This window comes from Paenibacillus sp. E194, assembly GCF_000935845.1.
GTDB lineage: Bacteria > Bacillota > Bacilli > Paenibacillales > Paenibacillaceae > Paenibacillus_B > Paenibacillus_B alvei_B.
On the sequence record NZ_JMDX01000081.1, the window covers coordinates 1 to 23,201 of the forward strand.

At 47.5% G+C, this 23,201-nt stretch carries 26 protein-coding genes and 2 pseudogenes; 27 read left to right on the plus strand and 1 reads right to left on the minus strand.

Translation table 11 applies throughout. From position 1 onward, the window contains the following. From AZ66_RS13250 to AZ66_RS13350, 21 genes and pseudogenes are all read left to right on the plus strand, one after another. Positions 1-885: anthranilate synthase component I family protein (locus tag AZ66_RS13250; RefSeq protein ID WP_044355293.1), on the plus strand; the 885-nt coding region annotated here is incomplete at its 5' end. A gap of 29 nt (positions 886-914) precedes the next feature. Beyond that, positions 915-1,936: pseudogene (trpD, locus tag AZ66_RS13255) on the plus strand (anthranilate phosphoribosyltransferase). Then, a complete protein-coding gene (trpC, locus tag AZ66_RS13260) occupies positions 1,926-2,735 on the plus strand; it encodes an indole-3-glycerol phosphate synthase TrpC (RefSeq protein WP_044355294.1) in 810 nt (269 codons plus the stop codon). The pseudogene trpD and the gene trpC overlap by 11 nt, the downstream one beginning before the upstream one ends. Positions 2,736-2,757: 22 nt before the next feature. Then, the gene (locus tag AZ66_RS13265; RefSeq protein WP_044355295.1) at positions 2,758-3,519 is read left to right on the plus strand and encodes a phosphoribosylanthranilate isomerase; all 762 of its coding nucleotides are present in this window, start codon (positions 2,758-2,760) and stop codon (positions 3,517-3,519) included. Further along, the gene (gene trpB, locus AZ66_RS13270) at positions 3,506-4,732 is read left to right on the plus strand and encodes a tryptophan synthase subunit beta (RefSeq protein ID WP_044355296.1); all 1,227 of its coding nucleotides are present in this window, start codon (positions 3,506-3,508) and stop codon (positions 4,730-4,732) included. Before AZ66_RS13265 ends, trpB begins: the two co-directional genes overlap by 14 nt. Beyond that, positions 4,729-5,556: a tryptophan synthase subunit alpha gene (gene trpA, locus AZ66_RS13275; protein WP_044355297.1), complete on the plus strand. Its 828-nt coding sequence runs from the start codon at positions 4,729-4,731 to the stop codon at positions 5,554-5,556. Before trpB ends, trpA begins: the two co-directional genes overlap by 4 nt. Before the next feature lie 43 nt (positions 5,557-5,599). After that, positions 5,600-6,697, plus strand: coding sequence for a histidinol-phosphate transaminase (hisC, locus tag AZ66_RS13280; protein WP_044355298.1), 1,098 nt, complete (start codon positions 5,600-5,602; stop codon positions 6,695-6,697). After that, a complete protein-coding gene (locus AZ66_RS13285; RefSeq protein WP_044355299.1) occupies positions 6,694-7,788 on the plus strand; it encodes a prephenate dehydrogenase in 1,095 nt (364 codons plus the stop codon). The genes hisC and AZ66_RS13285 overlap by 4 nt, the downstream gene beginning before the upstream one ends. 435 nt (positions 7,789-8,223) lie before the next feature. Beyond that, positions 8,224-8,624, plus strand: a pseudogene (locus tag AZ66_RS13290) (prolipoprotein diacylglyceryl transferase). Between the two features lie 229 nt (positions 8,625-8,853). Then, a complete protein-coding gene (locus AZ66_RS13295; protein WP_021254673.1) occupies positions 8,854-9,435 on the plus strand; it encodes an RNA polymerase sigma factor in 582 nt (193 codons plus the stop codon). Position 9,436: 1 nt separating this feature from the next. Further along, positions 9,437-10,033: an anti-sigma factor family protein gene (locus AZ66_RS13300; RefSeq protein WP_021254672.1), complete on the plus strand. Its 597-nt coding sequence runs from the start codon at positions 9,437-9,439 to the stop codon at positions 10,031-10,033. Positions 10,034-10,056: 23 nt separating this feature from the next. Then, positions 10,057-10,665: a histidine phosphatase family protein gene (locus AZ66_RS13305; RefSeq protein ID WP_044355300.1), complete on the plus strand. Its 609-nt coding sequence runs from the start codon at positions 10,057-10,059 to the stop codon at positions 10,663-10,665. 222 nt (positions 10,666-10,887) lie between these two features. After that, entirely contained in the window at positions 10,888-12,045 is a 1,158-nt protein-coding gene (locus tag AZ66_RS13310) for a hypothetical protein (RefSeq protein WP_021259187.1), read from the plus strand. 84 nt (positions 12,046-12,129) lie between these two features. Beyond that, positions 12,130-12,636 (plus strand): gamma carbonic anhydrase family protein, encoded by a 507-nt coding sequence (locus tag AZ66_RS13315; RefSeq protein ID WP_044355301.1) that lies wholly within the window; start codon positions 12,130-12,132, stop codon positions 12,634-12,636. A gap of 24 nt (positions 12,637-12,660) precedes the next feature. Continuing rightward, positions 12,661-12,840: an IDEAL domain-containing protein gene (locus AZ66_RS13320; protein WP_021254668.1), complete on the plus strand. Its 180-nt coding sequence runs from the start codon at positions 12,661-12,663 to the stop codon at positions 12,838-12,840. Positions 12,841-12,973: 133 nt separating this feature from the next. Further along, the gene (locus AZ66_RS13325) at positions 12,974-13,420 is read left to right on the plus strand and encodes a DUF2487 family protein (protein ID WP_036619398.1); all 447 of its coding nucleotides are present in this window, start codon (positions 12,974-12,976) and stop codon (positions 13,418-13,420) included. A 173-nt stretch (positions 13,421-13,593) separates the two neighbouring features. Further along, complete coding sequence (locus AZ66_RS13330; RefSeq protein WP_044355302.1) at positions 13,594-14,130, plus strand: ubiquinol-cytochrome c reductase iron-sulfur subunit; 537 nt, start codon at positions 13,594-13,596, stop codon at positions 14,128-14,130. A 20-nt stretch (positions 14,131-14,150) separates the two neighbouring features. Then, on the plus strand, positions 14,151-14,822 hold the full coding sequence (gene qcrB, locus AZ66_RS13335) for a menaquinol-cytochrome c reductase cytochrome b subunit (protein WP_005546984.1): 672 nt from the start codon (positions 14,151-14,153) through the stop codon (positions 14,820-14,822). Between the two features lie 16 nt (positions 14,823-14,838). Beyond that, a complete protein-coding gene (locus AZ66_RS13340) occupies positions 14,839-15,717 on the plus strand; it encodes a menaquinol-cytochrome c reductase cytochrome b/c subunit (protein WP_044355303.1) in 879 nt (292 codons plus the stop codon). Between the two features lie 125 nt (positions 15,718-15,842). Continuing rightward, on the plus strand, positions 15,843-16,502 hold the full coding sequence (locus AZ66_RS13345; RefSeq protein ID WP_044355304.1) for a DUF1405 domain-containing protein: 660 nt from the start codon (positions 15,843-15,845) through the stop codon (positions 16,500-16,502). A 41-nt stretch (positions 16,503-16,543) separates the two neighbouring features. Continuing rightward, entirely contained in the window at positions 16,544-17,380 is an 837-nt protein-coding gene (locus AZ66_RS13350) for a sporulation protein YpjB (RefSeq protein ID WP_044355305.1), read from the plus strand. A gap of 241 nt (positions 17,381-17,621) precedes the next feature. Here the strand turns inward: AZ66_RS13350 and AZ66_RS13355 are convergent, their stop codons facing one another. Then, on the minus strand, positions 17,622-18,491 hold the full coding sequence (locus AZ66_RS13355) for a YitT family protein (protein ID WP_021259181.1): 870 nt from the start codon (positions 18,489-18,491) through the stop codon (positions 17,622-17,624). Between the two features lie 200 nt (positions 18,492-18,691). Here AZ66_RS13355 and AZ66_RS13360 point away from each other — a divergent pair, with 200 nt between their 5' ends. From AZ66_RS13360 to AZ66_RS13385, 6 genes are all read left to right on the plus strand, one after another. Next, on the plus strand, positions 18,692-19,075 hold the full coding sequence (locus AZ66_RS13360) for a nucleotide pyrophosphohydrolase (protein WP_021259180.1): 384 nt from the start codon (positions 18,692-18,694) through the stop codon (positions 19,073-19,075). Positions 19,076-19,119: 44 nt separating this feature from the next. Then, the gene (dapB, locus tag AZ66_RS13365) at positions 19,120-19,923 is read left to right on the plus strand and encodes a 4-hydroxy-tetrahydrodipicolinate reductase (protein ID WP_021259179.1); all 804 of its coding nucleotides are present in this window, start codon (positions 19,120-19,122) and stop codon (positions 19,921-19,923) included. A gap of 96 nt (positions 19,924-20,019) precedes the next feature. After that, entirely contained in the window at positions 20,020-20,442 is a 423-nt protein-coding gene (locus tag AZ66_RS13370; protein ID WP_044355306.1) for a methylglyoxal synthase, read from the plus strand. Beyond that, on the plus strand, positions 20,439-21,140 hold the full coding sequence (gene bshB1 / locus AZ66_RS13375) for a bacillithiol biosynthesis deacetylase BshB1 (protein WP_442950292.1): 702 nt from the start codon (positions 20,439-20,441) through the stop codon (positions 21,138-21,140). The genes AZ66_RS13370 and bshB1 overlap by 4 nt, the downstream gene beginning before the upstream one ends. 38 nt (positions 21,141-21,178) lie before the next feature. Then, positions 21,179-22,339 carry an N-acetyl-alpha-D-glucosaminyl L-malate synthase BshA gene (gene bshA / locus AZ66_RS13380; RefSeq protein WP_044355307.1) on the plus strand — a complete coding sequence of 387 codons (1,161 nt, stop codon included), beginning with the start codon at positions 21,179-21,181 and terminating at the stop codon, positions 22,337-22,339. Between the two features lie 105 nt (positions 22,340-22,444). Continuing rightward, the coding region (locus AZ66_RS13385; protein WP_082061572.1) for a CCA tRNA nucleotidyltransferase at positions 22,445-23,201 on the plus strand (757 nt) is incomplete at its 3' end.

Here is a 23,201-nt window from a genome sequence, read left to right on the forward strand (position 1 = left end):
GATGTGTACCGGGTGCTGAGAATGACGAATCTTACCCCTTATATGTATGTGCTCAAGACAGAGGACGACATGATTGTTGGTACTTCTCCAGAGATGCTTGTGCGCATTAAAGATGAGCGGGTAGAGACGAGGCCGATTGCAGGAACAAGACCACGTGGCGTCACAGCTGACACCGATGCAGCGCTGGAAGCAGATCTGATGCAGGATGAGAAGGAGCGAGCCGAGCATGTGATGCTTGTTGATCTCGGTCGGAATGATCTCGGCCGCGTATGCGAGTTCGGCAGTGTCCGTTGTGATACGTACATGAATGTTGAGCGTTATTCCCATGTCATGCATATCGTATCGAACGTTTCTGGCAAGCTTCGCAAGAACAAGGATTTCTTCGATGCCTTCCTCTCATGCTTGCCTGCAGGTACATTGTCCGGAGCGCCGAAGCTTCGTGCAATGGAGATTATTGCAGAGTTGGAAGAAGAGTCACGTGGGATATATGGGGGCGCTATCGGATACTTAGGATTCAATGGGAATATGGATTCCTGTATTACGATACGTACGATTATTTTCCGAGAAGGTCGTGCTTACGTGCAGGCAGGTGCTGGTGTTGTATGGGATTCGGTTCCGGAGATGGAATACGAAGAAACGATTAACAAGGCAAAAGCACTGCTGCTGGCGATTCGGATGACAGAAGAGATGTTCGGCAGCGAAGGTGGCGCTGAAGGTCAAGAGGGCAATGTTAACGAGAGCGTGCTAACGAAAGCAGCTGAGGGAAGTGCGGTTGGATACGCGGCATCCTATACTTCGGTGATGCCGGCGAACTGGGACTATTATATCGGAACGGAAGAACGGGCTGCTTCGATTCCCGTCGCCGAAGGGAGGAATTTGGGATGACGAGCCAACTTGTAATCGGAAGTGCACTGATGAAGGAGGCGCTTGGCCAAGTGCTGTCAGGGCATCACTTAAGCCGCGCAGAAGCGAGGGATGTCATGGCAGATGTTATGGATGGTCATGCGACATCGGCTCAGATTGGAGCACTGCTTGCAGGTCTGCGTTTGAAGGGGGAGACAGTTGATGAGATTGCGGGCTTTGCTGAAGCGATGCGCAGCCGCGCCCATCAAGTGGTCACTTCGCATGAGCGACTCCTTGATACGTGTGGAACAGGCGGATCGGGCATTCATAAGTTGAATGTCTCCACAGTCGCTGCCATCATCGCTTCATCCGCATCCGTGCGGGTTGCGAAGCATGGCAACCGATCGGCTTCCAGTCGCTCGGGGAGTGCGGATGTACTGGAGGCGCTGGGTGTAAATATTCAGCTGACGAGCGAGGAAGCTGCACAGTGCTTGGAACGAATCGGCATCTGCTTCATGTTCGCGCAAGTCTATCATCCTGCAATGAAACATGCGGCTGTACCACGCAAGGAACTGGGGATACGCACCGTATTCAACATGCTTGGCCCATTGACAAATCCAGCGGGAGCTGATCGGCAAGTCCTTGGGATCTATGATCGCACCAAGACGGGTACGATCACATCTGTATTGCGTGAATTAGGGTTGAAGCGTGCGCTCGTTGTTGCGAGCGAAGATGGATTGGATGAGATCAGTCTGTCGGCCCCAACACAAGTTAGTGAACTGAAAAATGGAGAAGTATTCACATATACCATTACACCGGAGGCGCTTGGTCTACACACGCAGCCTTTGACTAGTGTGCTGGGTGAGACGCTGCAGCGAACGCGCAAATTATAAGAGGTCTGCTTAGCGGAGAGCAAGGCGCGCATCGCGATATTGTTCTTGCAAATGCGGGGGCATGTATTTACGTTGCGGGACAATCGAGCTCCATTGCAGAAGGCGTGCGGATTGCCGCTGATGCAATCGATAATGGGCTGGCGAATCAGAAGCTGGAGCAATGGATCGCAGCAACAGGAGGGCTAAGTCATGTTTCTTGAACGGATTGTACGAACGAAGGAAGAAGAGATACAAGTGCTTAGACAAGTGATGAATCGGAATGAGGCAATTCTGGAGGCAGCAGCGCTTTCACCTTGCCGCTCCTTCACTGGGGCACTTACCGTAAATAAGAACCGTTCGGTTGCTTTGATTGCTGAAGTAAAGAAGGCATCGCCATCCAAAGGGCTGATTCGCGAGCATTTTAATCCAGCTGAGATTGCAGCTGGATATGAGGCGGCAGGTGCTGATGCATTGTCCGTACTTACAGATCGCATATATTTTCAAGGTGGTAATGACATTCTGCAGCAGGTGCGTGCGCTGACAGAACTGCCGATTTTGCGGAAGGAATTTATTATTGATGAGCTTCAAGTGCTTGAAGCAAGATTGATAGGTGCGGATGCAATCCTGCTGATCGCAGCGATCTTGAGTGACGACCAATTGCAGCATCTGCACGGAACAGCTAGACAACTTGGCATGGACGTTCTCGTGGAAGTCCATGATGAAGTCGAAATGGAACGTGTAGGCAGAATTGAAGGAATCAAGTTAGTCGGCATCAACAATCGAAACTTGCATTCGTTCGAGACCGATATCGAGCAGACCCATCGTATTCGCCATTTGGCTCCGTCAGGTTGTATCTTAGTCAGCGAGAGCGGTATCCATCTTCCGGAGCATCTCCGTCGCATGGATGAGCTGCATGTCGATGCAGTGCTGGTAGGGGAACATTTCATGAGACAAGACAATGTAAAGGATGCAGTAGAGCACTTGATGAGCGGTCTTCTAAATTCGAACACTGCTTCGTAAACAGACGTAAGGAGTGAAGAAGATGGAAGTTGAAGCATCGAGCGAACAATCGTCACCTACAGCGAGTGAGCGTTCATGTGCTGCTCGTGCAACGAAAGTGAAAATATGCGGCCTGACGGATCTCGAGATGACGCGTCGAGTTGTCCAACTGAGACCAGATCATATTGGATTCGTCTTTGCACCGAGTCGAAGACAGGTGCAGCCGTCTCACGTTAAGCAGTGGCTGTTGAAGCTGAGGGAGGAAGGAGAAGAACTTCCAGATCTTGTAGGTGTGTTCGCGAATCCAACTCGTGAAGAGCTGAAGCAAGTGCTGGATGCAGTGCCGATAACAAGTGTTCAGCTCCATGTGAAGGGCGATACGGCATTATTGGAATGGGTAAAGGATCACTATGATGTTCAGATATGGAGGACGGTTCCTATCATTCGTGCTGACGAGCACCAGCTCTGCCAGTCTATAGCAGCAAATGCGGTAGCATATGAGCTGGATGTCCAATATGCAGATGTTGTCCTGCTAGATACACATTGTCCGATTCAAGGCGGCGGTTCTGGCAAAGTGTTCGACTGGACGGTAATCCCTGCTTATGCAGACCAATTAGCTTCATTAAAGCTCCCTCTCTATATCGCTGGCGGATTGTCCCCTGATAATGTCGGTCTAGTAGTGAGAGAGTACGATATAGACGGTGTTGATGTATCAAGTGGTGTTGAAACAAATGGAGTAAAAGATATATCCAAAGCTGAGGAATTTATCGAAAGGGTGAGGGGAAATGAGCATGGAAAAGAGTAGTGCGACAGCAACAGAAACAGCGGTTCTACCGGACGAAAAAGGCAGATTCGGACCATTTGGAGGCCGTTTTGTGCCCGAGACATTGATGAGTGCGCTTCTGGAACTGGAAGAGGCTTATCGTACACATGTGAAGGATCCAGAATTTCAAGCAGAATTGATCAAGCTGCTGACTCAATACTCAGGGCGACCTACCTCGCTCTATTATGCAGAGCGGCTTACTGCGAAGCTGGGCGGAGCCAAGATTTATTTGAAGCGTGAGGATTTGAACCACACCGGTGCCCATAAAATCAACAACACCATCGGTCAAGCCTTGTTAGCCAAGCGTATGGGCAAGACAAAGGTGATTGCAGAAACAGGGGCGGGACAGCATGGTGTTGCCACCGCAACAGTCGCAGCGCTGCTGGGCATGGAGTGCAAAGTATTTATGGGTGAAGAGGATATGAAGCGTCAAAGCCTGAATGTGTTCCGTATGAAACTTCTCGGTGCAGAGGTTGTGCCTGTGATGTCAGGAACAAAAACGTTGAAGGATGCAGGGAATGAAACGCTGCGTTACTGGGTCAGCAATGTGCAGGACACGTTCTACATTCTCGGTTCCGTTGTAGGGCCGCATCCGTATCCGATGATTGTGCGGGATTTCCAGCGAATTATTGGAGATGAGACACGCAAGCAAATCCTTGAATTAGAAGGACGTTTGCCGAATCTGCTGATCGCTGCTGTTGGCGGAGGGAGCAACTCTATGGGGATGTTCTATCCGTTTTTGCAGGATGAGTCGGTTCAGCTTCTTGGGGTTGAGGCAGCAGGCAAAGGAATTGATACCCCTTATCATGCGGCTACGATGACACTTGGGACACCAGGGGTTTTCCAAGGATCGATGAGCTATCTGCTTCAAGATCAGTTTGGTCAAGTTCAGCCGGCACATTCTATCTCCGCTGGATTGGATTATCCGGGAGTAGGGCCAGAACATGCCTATCTGAAATATTCGGAACGAGCATCGTATGTGCCTATTACAGATGATGAAGCCATGGATGCGTTGCAGCTTCTTACCCGTACAGAAGGCATTATACCTGCATTGGAATCGTCACACGCGATTGCGCAGGCGATCAAATCAGCACCTGGCATGAATAAGGATGATCTAATTGTGATTTGCTTGTCAGGCCGTGGGGACAAAGACGTTGCCACGATTATGGAGAGGTTGGGGGAGGAGCTGCTATGAGTCAGACATTAGCAAGCCGCAATTTGCTGGATGATACATTCCGTACTTTACAAGAACAGGGCAAGTCCGCATTGATGCCATTTATAACGTTAGGTGATCCAACCTGTGAAATCACTCTTCGGCTTCTTCTGCAGATGGAGCAAGCCGGCGCAGACATTATTGAACTTGGCATTCCGTATTCCGATCCGCTGGCTGACGGTCCAGTTATTGAGCGAGCATCGGCACGCGCGTTACGCAATCATGTGTCGATCGCTGATGGATTGCGCATTGCTGCTCAGGCTAGGAAACAAGGTGCACAAATTCCTTATGTATTGTTTACTTATTATAATCCAGTGCTGCAATTTGGACTGGACAGCTTCTTACAACAGGCTAGGGAGGCCGGAATTAGCGGTATAATCATTCCTGATCTGCCTTATGAAGAGAGTCATGTAGTCCGTGAAGCTGCTGATCGTATGAGCATTCATCTCATTCCACTCGTTGCGCCGACTTCGGAATCTCGTGTTAGCTCCATTGTGGCAGAAGGAAGAGGCTTTATTTATTGTGTATCCTCGCTTGGCGTTACGGGTGTAAGAGACACTTTCGACTCACAGGTAGATTCGTTTATTGAACTGGTGCGACGCAGTACAGAGCTTCCTATTGCGATTGGATTCGGCATTTCTACAGCAGAGCATGTGAAGCATTTTGCGACACGCTGCGACGGTGTGATTGTAGGCAGTGCCATTGTAAGGCGCATTGAAGAAGCGCTGCCGCTTCTGGAGCATCCTGATTCATCTGAAGAAGGGATCTTGCAAATTTGTAATTTTGTGCGACAATTAAAATATTAATTTTTTTGCAATGATCTCTGTAGATGAGAAAGGTGGTACCCATATGCAGCCGAAGAACAGTGTTGTACACCTGCCTGTATACCAGCCAGGTAAATCTGTTGATGAAGTGAAGCGGGAGCTTGGCTTGGATCGTATTATCAAGCTGGCTTCCAACGAGAATCCGTTCGGATCCTCTGAGCATGCGAAGCAAGCGATATTGAATGAAGTGAACAATACGAGCATTTATCCCGATGGAGCGGCTAGAGCATTGACAGATGCTGTTGCGGCACACTTGAGCGTTGAACACAATCAATTGATTTTCGGCGCAGGTTCCGATGAAGTTATATTGATGATATGCCGTGCGTACCTGATTCCAGGTGATGAGATTGTTATCGCAGATCAGACGTTTCCTCAATACAAGCATAATGCAGAGATTGAAGGGGCTGTCACAGTAGAGATTCCTTTGAAAGAAGGGGCTCATGATCTGGAAGCAATGCTTGCTGCCGTAAACGAACGGACGAAGATCATATGGATCTGCAATCCGAACAATCCGACAGGCACAATTGTAAGTGCGGATGAATTGGAGCACTTTGTTGCACAAGTGCCTGCAAATGTCATGATTGTATTGGATGAAGCTTACTGTGAATACGTGACAGATCCGTCCTTCCGTGATGGATTAGATTTGGTTCGTCGTTATTCCAATGTCGTGTCCTTGCGCACGTTCTCGAAAATTTATGGACTTGCATCCCTACGTATCGGCTACGGGGTTGGACATGCTGACGTGATCCGTACGATTAATCAAGTGCGCGAACCGTTCAATACGACTCGCTTCGCACAAGCAGCAGCATTGGCTGCCGTTCAAGACCAAGGGTTCATTGAAGATTGCAGACAGAAGAATGCAGCGGGCATTCAATATGTAGAGCAGCAATTTGTCCGTATGAATTTGGAGAGCTTCCCGGCTCACGGCAACTTCATTATGGTTGATGTAGGTTTTTCTGCAATTGAAGTCTTTAACGCGCTCCTGCGTCGTGGCGTTATAGCGCGTGCGGGGCATCATAAATACCCAAATCACTTACGTATTACAATTGGCAGCCAAGAAGAAAATGAGGCAATGATTCAAGCCTTGGAAGAAGCGCTGGCCGAGATTAAGGTGACTTCATGAGAACTAAGATTGCTATATTGGGCGTGGGGCTAATCGGAGGCTCCCTCGCCCTCTGTTTCAAAAATAGACCTGGCATGCATGTAGTTGGTTACTCTCCGAGCCCGTCTTCAACAGAGAAGTATGTGCAGCGCGGCGTTGTAGACGAAGCGACGACTTCCTTGCACGAAGCGGTAGAGGATGCGGACTACATATTTGTATGCTGTCCGGTTGGAATGCTGGAATCGATGCTGAGTGATTTGCGGAATTTACCGCTTAAGTCAGGCTGTATCGTAACTGATGTGGGGAGTACCAAGGCCTCGGTTGCACGCTGCGCCCGTTCTCTATCTTGGGACGATGTGCATTTTATAGGCGGGCATCCAATGGCAGGCTCGGAGCGTTCAGGCGTTGAAGCGGCAACGACACTGTTGTTCGAAAATGCTTACTACGTGCTCACTCCCGACGATTCGGCGGATGAAGAAGCTTACAGCAGACTTGTATCTCTGCTCCGCTATACGAAGGCACACATTATTCGGATGAATCCGGAGGAACATGATGAAGTGGTTGGCGCAATCAGCCATTTGCCGCATGTAGTTGCTGTAGCATTGGTTAATCAAGTACGTTCCTATAATGAGAGCAATGAGCTGTACGAACTGCTCGCTGCTGGCGGGTTCCGGGATATTACCCGCATTGCATCAAGCGACCCGGTTATCTGGAGAGATATTTTGATTAACAATAGGGATGTTGTTCTCCATCTACTTCAGGACTGGAAAGCGTCTACGGAGCAATTTATTGATATGTTACAGCGTCAGGATGGTGAAGGTATTATTCAACAGTTCACTGAGGCTGGCGAGTTCCGCAGCCGCATGCCGGAACGCCGCAAAGGTGTAATTCAAGCGCTTTATGAACTGTACGTGAATGTTCCTGACCATCCGGGTATTATTGGCAGCATTGCGACAGAGCTGGGAAATCATCACATTAACTTGAGCAATGTTCAAATTATTGAAAGTCGTGAAGATGTGCCAGGTGTGCTCCGACTATCGTTCCGGCAGCAGGATGACTGGGATCGCGCGAGGGAGTTATTAAACTCGAAAGATTATGAAATATTCATCTAACGGAAAAATTTGTGAAATGAAGAAAATTTTTTACGAAAACCTATTGACGCCATGAAAACGTATACATTATAATAGCAGTACAGTATGGTTTCTCTCCACTCCTATCCAATAGAATTGCACAAGTGTGCAGCCACTCCAATCGGAGTGGTATTTTTTTTGTCTTTGAAATGGAAATGGCGCTAAGCGTCTTGCGAGCAGTAAGGTATGAACTATTGATAAACAGTTTAAAAACAGCTTCGTATAGGTTTTTGACAAGTATGGCTCTCCATAATTGTTTGAAAGTACCAGTAATGCATGGGGGAGCAGCATCACTTGCTGATATAACATGTATGTCTGCCTCAATTAATATGTTTGAATGAAGGGGAAAGGATGAGGGTTGCGAAGAAGAATGATCTGCTCCATATTGGCCCAATCACCATATATGGATATGGACTAATGAATGCAATTGGAATTTTTACTGCATATCAAGTATTAGTTAGGCGAGCAGAGAAGAAGCACATGGAGCGCTCCCATATAGCTTCGATTACGCTCTGGAGGCTGCTTGGCGGGTTTGTGGGAGCTAAGCTCTTATTTTGGATAACCCAAGGCAAGAATCTCATTGATCATCCCGAGATGATATGGGATTTGTCATCGGGTTCGTCGTCTATGGTGGGATTATTGGGGGCGTGCTTGCAGGCTATGTGTATTGTAAGGTGAAAGGTCTGTCCTTCATGGAGCATCTTGATCTGTTTGTTCCTTCCATTGCCTTGGCACAGGGCTTTGGCGGAATGAGGCGTTGTAAGGCTGGCTTGAATCATCCTGAGGGGGTGAGTTTTTTTATGAAATCTGAATCTTAAAAAATTTTTAAGTCAATTTTCGACTTTATTATGCTAAAATACGACTTGAAATGATAAAGCTAGAGTGGCATGTTTTCATGACACAGATCATACCCATAGTACGTATCATTAGGCCTATAGAGGCTCTTATAACATTTTTCTCCGATTCGCAACTTTTTTTAACTTCGAGAGTATAACCATTCAGGTAGCGCATCGGGATGGATATGGAAAGCAAGGAGGACTTGAATCCATGACCGATTCCCAAATCATCCGTGAAATCAAGGACGGCAACACAGACTGTTTCGCGGAATTGATGAATCGTTATCAACGCAAATTGCTATCATTTATTTATCATATGTTGAAAAATTCCCAGTTGGAGCTGTTGGCAGAAGATTTGTGTGCAGAGACATTTTACAAGGCATATCGAAGCCTGCATACGTTCAGGGAATCAGATGCCTCTTTCTCGACTTGGCTGTATACGATTGCGCGCAACACCGTGTTAAGCGAACTTCGTAAGCAGAGAAGCATTCAAGTATCACTTGATGAAGAGCAAGGAATCGTTCCGGAAGCGCCGAAGGAAGCGGCGCCTGAATATGCATTGCTGCGGCATGAGAAGGTAGAATTGGTGCGTGAGGCAATCAGTAAGTTGCCTGACAAACAACGCTCCGCTCTCATTCTTCGAGAATACGACCAACTGGACTATCAAGAAATTGCCCAAGTATTAGGGCAAACCGTAAGTTCGGTTAAATCGTTGTTGTTCCGGGCTCGAGCTAGTGTAAAGATCCAGTTAGAACCATACATAAGGGAGCCTGGTCTTGAAGGGATGAACTAACATGAAATGTGCGGAAGCGCTCGAATGGATATCGGATTATGTCGATATGCCTATTGACGATCCGCAACGTGAAGCTATCGATCGACATCTGGAAGGATGCGAAGCGTGTGCGGAGCAGTTCGCAGTATGGTCTGCGAGCATGGATTGGATGGAAGACGAAGTTGAGTTGGAGCTTGATGCGGAACAAGCGAGCAGCTCAGCAGCAAGTCGCGTTATGGATCGCATATATGAGGAACAAGATTGGCTGATGCCTGTACATAGACGTTCTCATGCGTTATCCCTGCGCTCACGTCAAGTGATTGCGGGGATAATCGCTTTTTGTATGGCCATGTTCCTCTGTGCTCTTGTTTTCCTTCTTATTCGCAACGAACAGTCTAATATTCATGCAGTTAGTGGGATACTGCCGACTGCGTTGGCAGGCAGTGATCATTCTGGCCTGGATGCATTTGATATTGAATTGCCGGTTGCAAGCAATGTAAGTGAACCGACAATATTGCGGGTTGTTCCAACGATTCCTCATTATTGGATTGCATTGTCATTGTTTGGGGTGACGTTTGCATTACTGCTGTTGAACTGGTTGACACGAGTGCGTCAATAACGGATGACTATGAAGGAGTAACAATGAAACAACATATTGGTTTGGTACGCCATGGGTTAACCGATTGGAATGCGCAGGGGAAAATACAAGGACAGACGGATATACCATTGAATGAAACAGGTCGTGAACAGGCAAGGCTGCTGGCAGAGCGCCTCGTCCAAGAGACTGCACCATTCGATTATGTCATATCCAGCGGCTTACAGCGAGCAGAAGAGACTGCATCGATTCTGGCAGATGCACTCCAAATTCCATTACTGTCACCTGTAGAGGGTCTGCGTGAGCGAGCTTATGGTCTCGTAGAAGGCACGACGCCGGAAGAGCGAGAGCAGCGCTGGGGTGCAGGGTGGCGGAAGATGGATCTCGGTCAGGAAAAAGATGAAGAACTTCAGTACCGCGCAGTTCAAACGCTAGAGCATATCGCGAATCAGCATATGGGATCTAATCTCTTAGTAGTCTCTCATGGGAGTTGGTTGGCTCAATTGTACATTGCTCTATTTGGAAGCGACAGACAAGGACACATTGGGAACTTATCCTATTCAATATTAGAAAAACGTTCGGAAGGCTGGTATCCGCTGCTCTATAATTGCATGGAGCATGTTCGCCATCTGGATCTGACAGTGAAACCGCGATAATGGAAGCTATCATAATAAGCAGTTCGTATTCACGTAATGTGAGGCGAACTGCTTTTTTGCGTTTACATGAGCAAATGTCTGAGGGCTATGAGGAGAATCTCCCCGTTATATAATATTCGATGTTTTCTACGACAATGTGAATAAATGTGATAAATATTCCAATAATGAGTAATGGACATCGAGGATTCGGCACATTACGTCTGACGGAAACGGAGGTCATGCATGAATTTAGCGGATATGCTCAGTTACGCGGATATTAATCAACTAACTCGAATTGCTCAGCGTTATGGGTGCGTCTGCAATGAACATTCCAAGCACGAGCTGATTCAGTCCATTCTGTCAGAGTTAGGCAGAAGGGATGTGTTCGAACAGCATGTGAACGAGATGACGCTTGAAGAGCTTAGGTTCCTTAACTCCATTTTGTTTGATAAGCGTGCATCATTTAGCTTGGAGGAATTGATCGCTCGAGTGCAGCAGACAAAGTTCGATTTAGAACATGCTGGTGCTGAACAGAAGGCGGTGACGTCAATGCCGCATCCACGTGAAACGATTTCTAAATTTAAGCATAGTGGATGGCTGTTCAATGGCTGCTCGCATCAAACTAAGTATTTGTTCCAAGTGCCGAGCGATTTGAAGATGAGGTTAATTGATGTACTCAGGCAGTCATTCGCGATGCATTTGACAGAAACGGATACCCCTTCCTCTTATCGAGATGAAGATGGAAGAATGGCGGAGGACGTGTTACAGCTTCTGAAATTCATCGTGGACGGAAATGTATTGCTGAATGCGGAAGGTGTTATGTACAAAAAAACGCAGCAGCAGCTTCTCGATTACTTTGGCATACAAGAAGCCCCCATTGCCCGTGGTGAATGGAGATTTGGATACGGGAGAAGATTCCATGATTATCCGAACCGTATGTCGCTTTTATATGACTACGCCTTTTATCAAGGGTGGCTGGAGGAAGGCGATGGACGGTTAAGCTGTACACCGAAGGGGATTGAGCGTATCGCTAACGGGGGGATAGAGTCGTCTGCTTCGTTGTATCGATTTTGGTTGAAGCTGTACAAGAATGCGATTCCGAATTTGTTATCCATCGTGCATTGGATTCAGTTATGTACCAAGCAGTGGACGACGTTAGATTCCTTAGAGCGGGCTCTACTTCCATTCGTGCGGCCGTTCTTCTTTGATTCGTCACAGGCCGTATTCAGACAACGAATTATTATGATGCTGGTTCATCTAGGCGTCATTCGATTCGGTGAAGATGAGCAGTATGGTTCGGTCATACAGACGACTCGCAGAGGGCAGCTTATTATTGATAGTGTTTATGTCGCGCATGAGGACAAAATTCAGCTAGATGTTGACAAGAGGCATTCTCATTGATACGATGGGGCCAAAAATTTCCTATGCCTAGTGAATTTGAAGCTAGAGCTTTGTAGGAATGGTCGATCGGGAGGATGTTATCGAATGTACATACCTTATCAAGGAATATTGCCAGTTGTTGATGCTTCCGTATATGTGGCAGAGGGCGCTAAGCTCATTGGAGACGTGACGATTGGCGCTGAATCCAGTGTGTGGTTCAATGCGGTGCTTCGTGGAGACATGGCACCCATACGGATTGGCAAGCGAGCGAATATCCAGGATGGCGTTATCGGACATGTGAATGCCAATCAGCCGCTAATCGTTGAAGATGATGTATCGGTAGGCCACGGTGCGATTGTACACGGCTGCCGGATAGGCAACGGTACATTGATTGGCATGGGGGCTATTGTACTGAACGGTGCTGACATTGGTGAATATGCTTTAATAGGAGCAGGTTCTGTCGTAACAGAAAATAAAAAAGTACCGGCCTATACTCTTTCTCTAGGTTCACCCGCAAAAGTCATACGCGAACTGACAGATGAAGATGTAGAGCGAATGAAACGGACAACTCAGAACTATGTGGTGAAAGGAAAGGAATATAGGATCTCTTAATCGTGTTGGTTGGAGGTGTATCCTATGGATAAAATGAAGGTATCGTATGAGGCGATGTTAAGTTTAACAGCGGAGATGATATGGGACGATGCCATACGGAAATACCGTACGGAAAAAATATATGAACAAATCGACAAAGCACTCGCAACAGGGGATGAATCCTCGTTCCGAACCTTGACGGACGAATTGAAAACATTGCAGTAGCTTCTAAGAACTTGTCCAAAAGGATGCCTTACAAATCGTTATGAATGAAGAGCGCAATTTTGCGGTTCTTCATTTTTTTGTTCATTTCAGTATAATGGGGAGTAATGACAAGGAAAAAGATGGGGGAGACGTCGTGAAATTTAGTGAACTGACCGAAGAACAATGGGAAGAATGGGGGCCGTATCTGGACACGTGCATATTGCCGGTTACAGGGTTGAACGGGACTGAATCCCCAATCGAAGCTGGGTATCGTCTGGAGAAGCTGCGTGACTGGCTGGATGGCATTGAGATACCTTTCCGCGGAAGAACGGTAACCTATCCTGCATACCATTTCGTATCTGAGCAGCTTGATGCTGATGAGCTGAGGCTATTGAATGGATTGTGCACCAGACTACGACGCCAGGGATTTGCGTATATTGTCGTCGTATCGGCACAACTGCCGCTTACTTCAGACAAGCTTCCGGCCGCGGATTTAGTCATTACTCCTGCTGAACTGATGGAAGAAGAGGCTGGGCAAGTACGTTCTGCGATGAAGATGTGTGTGCAAAATATGTGGAGCGTCACACAAACCCAAGGATAAATGTGACAATATTCAAACATTTTACATAAGAAAAAGGTTCAATCTGGTAATTATATTGGTAAATTCTTGACGCTTTCATAGTGCTGGGATATTATAGTGATGTCCTAGTTAGAATGTGATTATCGTCATAGCAAGCTCTCAGAACGGTTGTGTAAAGGGGGGTTAGACAGTATATGAGTAAACCGCAGAATAACGAGCATCCACCTCAAAAGCCGCGAAAAGAAATGTCCCGTCGACAATTTCTTACATACACGCTGGGTGGGGCAAGTGCTTTCATGTTTGTTGGTCCTACTCTGCCGATGGTCCGGTTTGCAGTTGATCCGTTGCTTCAGAAGAAGTCAGAAGGCGATTACATTAAGGTTGCTGAATTAAGCAAGATTTCAGAATCACCTACTGAATTTACCTTCGAAATCAAGCAAGTCGATGGCTGGTATGAGAGTACTCCAACGCTCACGGCATGGATAAGCAAGGATAAGGAAGGCAATATATTCGCATTGTCTCCGGTGTGCAAGCACTTGGGATGTACGGTTGACTGGAATAAGAATCCGGCATACAAGGATCAATATTTCTGCCCGTGCCATGGTGCGCACTATACGAAAGAAGGCAAGCAGTTAGCAGTTGCTCGTGCACCGCTCGACGAGTACAAAGTGCAGGTTAAGGATGGCTTTGTATACTTGGGCGATATCATTACGAACCAACACGTGCAATAACGAGGAGGCGTAAATAACAGATGTTTAAAGGTGTTTATAACTGGATTGACGAACGTCTGGATATAACGCCGATGTGGCGCGATGTGGCGGATCATGAGGTGCCTGAGCATGTTAACCCTGCACACCATTTTTCTGCGTTCGTGTACTGTTTCGGTGGCTTGACGTTTTTTATTACAGTCATTCAAATTCTGTCAGGCATGTTCCTGACCATGTATTATGTCCCTGATATTGTGAACGCATACTACAGTGTCGAATATTTACAGACGAAGGTTGCCTTCGGACAAATTGTTCGCGGTATGCACCACTGGGGAGCAAGTTTAGTAATCGTTATGATGTTATTACATACGCTCCGTGTATTCTTCACTGGTTCCTATAAGGCACCACGCGAGATGAACTGGGTAGTCGGCATGCTTATCTTCTTCGTCATGCTCGGACTCGGTTTCACGGGTTATTTGCTGCCTTGGGACAACAAAGCTTACTTTGCAACTAAGGTCGGCATGGAGATCGCGGATACCGTACCATATATCGGTCCGTATTTGAAAGAATTGCTGCAGGGCGGAACGGTCGTCGGGGCGCAGACCTTGACGCGATTCTTCGCGATTCATGTGTTCTTCCTGCCAGGGGCACTTCTTGCCTTGCTTGGAGCGCATTTCTTCATGATTAGACGCCAAGGCATTTCGGGACCGCTATAAGGGAGGAGGAAACGAGATGGCACATGGGAATTCCAAAGAAGAAAAAGTCGTCTTTGTTGGCGACTCTCGTGTTAAGAAGAGAACAACCACAATCAAACAACCGGATTACACCTCATTTCCGGGGAAATCCGAAGCCTTCATTCCTAACTTCTTGTTGAAAGAGTGGATGGTTGGCTGTGTGGCACTGGTCGCTTTTTTAGTATTAACGATCTCGGAAGCTGCACCGCTCGGTTATCCGGCGAACCCGAATAACTCGGCGTTCGTACCGATTCCAGACTGGTATTTCTTATTTCTCTATCAGTTCTTGAAGTATCCATATGCATCAGGCAGTTATGTTGTTATCGGTACGGTGTTAGTCCCTGGTCTTGCATTCGGAGGCCTACTGCTTGCCCCATTCCTCGATACTGGGAAGGAACGCAGATTCTATCGCCGTCCAATCGCATCCTCAATGATGATTTTGACATTGATCGCATGTGTATATTTGACAAGAGTCGCTTGGGTTCACTATGAGGCCGAGATGGCTGAGAAGAATATGATACCAGAGCATGTAGAGCGTGAGGAAAAGGCACGTGAGGCTGCTGAGAAGGGTGAAGCTACAGGGCAACCGAAGCAGAACAAAGGGATCACGATTGTAGAAAAGGACGATCCGGCATTTGCGAACATGAAGAAGGTTGGCTGCTTAAGCTGTCACGCAGTTGATATGAAGGGTGCTGCCGGCCCTGCCCTTGTTGGCATTGGCGACAAGCTCAGCAAGGATGAGATCTTAACGGTCATTAAAGACGGTAAAGGCGGAATGCCTTCTATGGTGGAAGCAGCCAAGAAGGAAGGCTTGAATGACCAAGACATCGAACATATTGCCGACTGGCTCGCGAAGCAGAAGGCAGCAAAACAATAGATCCAAACGTGTGACAGACCTGATTGCCAAAAGTGCAGTCAGGTCTTATTCTAATATTACATAGAAATTGACACCATAGAATGTATACGAACTTAATATTCCTATATAATCGGAGCAGAGCAATTATGAACTTGTTATCAGTGATGAGCATACGTTTTCTTTCGCAGCGATGGGTATTATGGTTATTATTTTGGAGCAATCTTCTTGGAACGATTTACGGTTACTATTGGTATAAAAACCAGTTGATCTATACGTGGGAGCACCATCCAGCATGGCAATTGATCTTCGTTCCAGATAGTCCTACGGCAAGTCTGTTCTTTACGATCAGTATTGGATTTTTGCTATTTCGGCCGCAGCCTCGAACACTATTCGGCATGATTGCAAAACGTATTATTGAAGCGTTAGGTGTTGTTACGTCGATTAAATATGGGATTTGGGCATGTGTCATGATTGTCGCTGGAGCTTATTTGGGTTCGCCAATGGGATGGCAGGATTGGATGCTAATTGGTTCACATTTGGCGATGGCGGTTGAAGGGCTGTTATTTGTCCGGTTGTTTGCATTTGGCAGTGCAGCGCTGACGCTGGCTTCGTGCTGGACGTGGCTTAATGATACTGTTGATTACAGTGCGGCGGTTTATCCATGGCTTCCGTATACGCTGGTGAATGAATTGACTGCAGTATGTATTTTTACTTTTACATGGACAGGGATTAGTGTCGCTATGACTTGGCTAGCAATGCGCTATCGAGACCAACGAACGAACATTACGAAGGAAGCTATGTTCTAAATGTGGACATCCTCCCATACGATGATGGGGGAGGGATGTACATGCGTGCGGTAATGGTTGTGTTATGTATTCTCGGATTCCTAGGACTGCCCGATTTTACATATGCGGGGTCTCGACTTGCTGCTGAACCGGTTCAGACGGCGAGCGAGAAGTGGAAGCAGCTAGATCAGTATGCAGAACAGATTTATCGGGCGAGCGTTGCAGGAGAGATCGAGAAAATACAGCAGGCGGTTCAGGCTATGGGCAAGCTGTTCACGGAGACAACATTTAATGATGTGACAAGTGTTGAGGGTGTACGTGCACTTAGCGATGCAATCGTACAAGTAAAGCGGATATTGCCTTCCATTCAATTGAAGCAAGAGGAATTAATGAGTGCATCGGCCAGATTGCGCCTTGCTACGGACGCTTTAACCAATCCGAAGCAACCGATGTGGCTTCAATACGAGCAGGTGCTGCGAGATGATATGGCACGGTTGCTTGCCGCGGATAATAAGGGAGAATGGATTCCCTATGCCAATCGCTGGTTGGAGCATATTGATCGGATTCGTCCTGCTGCGACCATCCAGCGAGATGTGCAGACGATTGAGATGATGGAATCGTTGAGCCAGCTTATCCGTGAGACAATAATGGGGAAACACAGTCCTAAGGAAGCAAATCAGGCATTAAATAAATATGGGGACTCGGTGCTGATCCAGTTATTTGGATCGAGTAAGGCTAACCCTACATTAGGGCCGCTTGATTATACACCGATGCCGTTTCAGTGGATTTTTATGCTGGCCTTTATCGTATGCATGATGTTGGCTTATGTAGGTTTTCAGAAGTATCGTTATGAACAATATGCTATTCGTCCAGGGAACTTCCGCAATAGTAAGAGGTAGAAGGCAGTTTTATCAGAATGTCGTTCGGACAGGCGAGGAATGAAAAATAGAATGAAGGATGGATGGGCGAATTCTTCTAAGAATGCCTATCTTAAGAGTAGACCTCGATATAGGCCAGCGACAGCAGGCTTGCTTCGAGGTCTGTTTATTTGAAACTAAGATATGACTTCAGTAGAACGCTGAGCAGGCAGTGGAATGGGATTTCCCGGTGTTCGCCCTAAGGTAGAGCTTCTACTGCTGCTTACTCCTCTCGAAATCCTTCACCAAGCACATCATGTACATCGTTCACAACAATAAATGCCCGTGGATCGATTGATTTTACGATCGTTTTGAAGCGGCGAATTTCTGTGCGGCTAACGACACAATACACCATTTGCTTCTGAGAGCGGGAATATGCTCCTACTGCTGGAATAAGTGTAACCCCGCGTTCCATTTCTTTTGTAATCGCATCCGCAATCTCCTCCGAATGATCAGAGATAACGGTGAATGCTTTGGCTGCATATGCTCCCTCTTGAATAAAATCGATGACTTTAGAGGAAATGAATACAGCAACGAGCGTATATAGAATTTTTTCCTTCGGAATATAGAACAAAGCAGCCCCTATGATGAATATATCGAGGATAAGGATGAATTGCCCCATGCTGATGCCGAATTTACGGTTCGCAATCCGGGCGATGATGTCGACGCCACCTGTGGTACCGCCAAATCGAAAGACAATACCGAGTCCAGTTCCTACGGTAACGCCGGCATACAAGGTGGCCAAAATGAAGTCATTCGAAGTTTGAAATGGTAAAATCCAATGCATGGAGACCGCACGCTCGAACAACCATAGGAAAAACGTGAGGTTAAGAACACCGTAAAAACTTAGTGCCAGCTGCTTCATGCCAAGTGCTCTCCAACCGATGATGAACAGGGGGATATTCAAGACTAGCGTAGAGATTGATGGATGAATACCTGCTGCATAATTCAATAGGACGGTAATTCCAGTAACGCCGCCTTCCATCAACTGATTTGGCATGATGAAGTAAATTAATCCAAATGCAAAAATCGCTGTTCCAACCGTTATCGGGAGAAACGTATTCCAAATGCGTTGAACAATGGTCGATTTCACAAATATTCAGGCTCCTTTAGGCAGGAAGATGCTCATTCGTTCATTAGTATATCGGATTACGAAGCAGATAAAAAGCATTTGTTTTCCAGACGGTGATACGATAACATAGTAGCAGAAAGTAACGAAGTCGTTACCCTCATTATAGGTAGCAGATTTCATTCATTTCAAACCACTTTTGCATGAATAAAGAAGGGGATCGTATGACAAATCCAGAGATGAAGTCTTTCCTCACTTCCCTGCGCAGCAAGCCACTCGCGCAAATGCAGCGGGAAGTTGATGACTACATATCACAGTTTAAGGAAGGCTACTTCAGCCCCCTTGCGATGCTTGCCCGATTGTCTGAAGAAGTAGGGGAATTGGCGCGTGAAGTGAATCATCGCTTTGGGGAGAAGCCGAAGAAGGCTTCAGAAGAAGACAACTCCATTGAGATGGAGCTTGGAGATATATTGTTCATTCTGTTGTGCTTCTCGAACTCGCTCGGTATCGACTTGACGAAGGCTCATGATGCTTGTATGCACAAGTTCAATACACGTGACGCGAATCGATGGACACGGATTGATGAACAGACATCAGACGAATCATAATCGAAAAAAACATATCGTTATTGGAGCAGTTGGGGGGACATAAAATGGAACGAATTCGCGTTGCCGTCTCGGGTGCAAGCGGACGCATGGGAAGAGAAGTTGTGAAAATGGTACTGCAGGACGAGTCCTTGGAACTGGTTGCAGCAATTGCACCGTCAGCGGGTGCTGTCGATGCGGGCACGCTAGTAGGTCTACCTGCATGCGGAGTTACAACTACAGCAGATGTTGAAGAGACACTGCAGAAGGTAGAAGCAGATGTCATGGTTGATTTCTCGATCCCGCAGGTCGTAATGAAGAATACGATGCTTGCAATTGAGTATGGAGTTCGCCCTGTTATTGGGGCAACAGGCTTCCAGCCGGAAGAGATTGAGCAATTGACGCAACTTTGCCAAGAGAAGAAGCTTGGTGGTCTGATTGCGCCGAATTTCTCTATTGGGGCAATTCTTATGATGCAATTTGCACAGCAAGCGGCTAGGTATTTCCCGGATCTCGAGATCATTGAATATCACGGAGATCAGAAGCTTGATGCTCCTTCTGGAACTGCTGTAAAGACAGCAGAATTGATCTCTCAGGTAAGAGCGGAGCATCGCCAAGGCAATCCGAATGAAGAAGAGAAGATCGAGGGTTCCCGTGGCGGATATTACAATGGATTCCGTATTCATAGTGTTCGCTTGCCAGGGGTCTTTGCTCAGCAGGAAGTTATCTTCGGGGGCTATGGGCAATCTCTTAAAATCCGGCACGACTCCTATGAGCGTGCAGGGTATATGCCAGGTGTGAATATGGCAGTCAAGAAGGTAATGAATCTTGAGCAATTGGTATACGGCTTCGAGCACCTGCTTGATGACTAATCAATTGACATCGATTTCACATAATACTGAAGGCATTTGTATTTTTAGTTAGCTCGAAATGAATGTGAGCAGGGGACACACAACGGAGGGATAGACATGCTAAATATCGCATTTATTGCACATGATCGCAAAAAAGATGAAATCGTTAATTTTGTTATCGCATATGAAAAAGTGTTCCAAGGTCATAAATTATATTCAACGGGTACGACAGGGCTGCGCATTATGGAGCAAACAAGCCTAGATATTCATCGCTTCCAGTCTGGCCCGCTCGGCGGCGATCAGCAGATTGGCGCACTTGTTGCGCAAAATGATATGGACTTCATTATCTTCTTGCGCGATCCTTTAATGGCTCAGCCTCACGAGCCGGATATTATTGCTCTCCTTCGCCTATGCGACGTGCAGGGCATTCCAGTCGCAACGAATATTGCGACAGCAGAAATTCTTGTTAAGGCGCTTGAACGCGGCGACTTCGCATGGCGTGAACTGGCACATAAATATAAGCCGGGAATGGAAGAATGATGAATACTCTCGACATTCTTGCATTCGGAGCGCATCCTGATGATGTCGAGATCGGCATGGCGGGCACGATCGCCAAGCATACGAAGGAAGGGTATCGTGTCGGCATTTGCGATTTGACAGAAGCGGAGATGTCCTCTAATGGTACGGTAGAACTGCGCAGAGAAGAAGCAAGGGAAGCAGGAGAAATCTTGCGGCTCTCAGCACGCGGTAATTTGTGCCTTCCTGATCGCGGCTTACAGGTGAGCAAGGAGCATATCGATGCGGTGGTAACCGCTATTCGCAAGCATCGTCCTCGCATTGTCTTCATGCCTTACTGGGAGGATCGCCATCCTGATCATATTGTCTGCAGTCGCATCGTTCAGGAAGCAGTGTTCAATGCGAAGCTGCGGCGTTATATGCCAGAGCTGCCTGCGCATACGGTAGAGCAAGTCTATTATTACTTTATTAATGATGTTGCTGCTTCTCAAGTTCTGGTGGATGTGTCTGATGTATATGATCAGAAGCGGAAGTCACTTCAAGCATATCGCTCTCAGTTTATGAAGCCAGATGGCGACAATGACTTCGTCGAAACTCCATTGAATCAGAATTATGTGGAGCGGGTTGCTGCACGGGATTCGCTGCTTGGTCAGACTCACGGATTTGAGTATGCAGAAGGGTTTGTCGTGAAAGGCCCGTTTGCGGTATCTCTTTTCTTGTAGTAATCCGTGTGAGTGAATGGCGAAAAGGGGGGACAGCTATGAACGAAGGTCTTAAAATCGGCATTACGTGTTATCCGTCGCTCGGTGGCTCTGGTGTTGTGGCGACGGAGCTTGGCAAGCTATTGGCTGAGCGGGGACATCAGGTTCATTTTATTACACATAATATTCCGTTTCGCTTAGGTGCAAGCTTTCAGAAGAATATTCATTATCACGAGGTCGATGTTAACGATTATTATGTCTTTCGTTATCCTCCTTACGATTTATCTCTGGCAAGCAAGATGGCACAAGTGGCAAATATGCAGCAGCTTGACTTGCTGCATGTTCATTATGCGGTTCCGCATGCGGTATGCGCTTATTTGGCGAAGCAAATGGCCCACCCGGGGCTGAAGGTAGTCACTACCCTGCATGGAACCGATATAACGGTATTGGCTCAGGACGAATCGCTCAAGGATATGATTCGCTTCGCCATTAATGAGAGTGATGCGGTTACGGCTGTATCGAATGATTTAATTAAAGAAACAAGAGAATTGCTTGATATTACACGTCCGATTGATCTTACGTACAATTTCGTTGATAAGCGTGTGTACTATCCAAGGGAAGTTGCTCAATTCCGTGCTGACTTCGCCTACCCGAATGAGAAAATATTGATGCATATCTCGAACTTCCGCCCTGTTAAGCGGGTGAGTGATGTGGTGGATATTTTCAATCAGGTTCAGGAGCAAGTTCCGTCACGCCTCGTCTTCGTCGGAGAAGGGCCAGACATGCCGAAGGTGCAGTGTCGCATCCGAGAGCTAGGGCTGGAAGATCGGGTACATTTCCTCGGCAAGCAGGATGAAATCGCACAGGTGATTTCGTTGGCAGATGTGCTGCTGCTCCCATCCGAGAAGGAGAGCTTCGGGTTAGTGGCCCTGGAAGCAATGGCTTGCGGTGTACCTACGATCGGGTCCGAGGCAGGGGGCATACCAGAGCTGGTGAGCCATGGAGAGACGGGCTTCTTAGCGCCAACAGGAGATACAGCGGCGATGGCCAATTATGCGATTCGATTGCTGTCTGATTCTCAATTGTCGCAGAAGATGCATGAGGCATGTTTGCATCGGGCACGACATGTATTCTGCAACGATCTCATTACGTGGCAATATGAACAAATTTATTATCGTGTGCTTGGGAAGGAAGCGTTGGATCCGAAGCCGGTGTGCTGAGGATGATCTGCTGTACACCGTACCCAATACAACCACACGTCGAATGCGCGCAATGGCCAACTCCGTTGCGCGCTCTTGTATGTATTGATGGGAGGAGACCTGACGATGGGCGATGAATATGGAAGCAGGGGCGGCTTGACCGATAACTCGCTGTTCCGGGAAGCGGAACAAGTGATGAACTGTCTCCTGGAAGCGGGGTTCAGTGCTTATATGGTTGGGGGCTGTGTCCGCGATCCGCTGATCGGGCGGCCGATCTATGATGTGGATATCGCGACATCGGCCCACCCAGAACAGGTAGTGGCTTTGTTCCCAAAGGTGATTCCGACAGGGCTGCAGCATGGGACGGTAACTGTTGTGATGCCGCAGAATACCTATGAAGTGACCACCTTTCGCAAGGAAGCGGCGTATGAAGGGCACCGACGGCCAGAGGAAGTCGAATTTATTGATGATCTTGATGAGGATCTAAGAAGACGGGACTTCACGATTAATGCGATGGCTAAGGATGTGAATGGGTGCATTCATGATCCATTTGGTGGACAAGCCGATCTGAGAAGGCTCATCATCCGTTGTGTCGGCACAGCTGAGGAGCGTTTCCGCGAGGATGCGCTGCGAATGATGCGGGGCGTGCGCTTTGCGTCTTTGCTTGGCGGCGTGTTCGCCAAGTCGACTTGGAAGGCGCTGCGAGTCAATAGGGAGACGCTCGCGTTCGTTGCGATGGAACGCGTGAGGGACGAGCTGTGGAAGCTTACAGCAGGTCCGAATCCGGCGCGCGGATGGGGGCTGCTCGTACGCAGCGGTCTCCTAGGTCATACGAAGGAGCCGCTGGGAGCACTTGCGTTGACCGATGCTGCCGTGTGGCAGC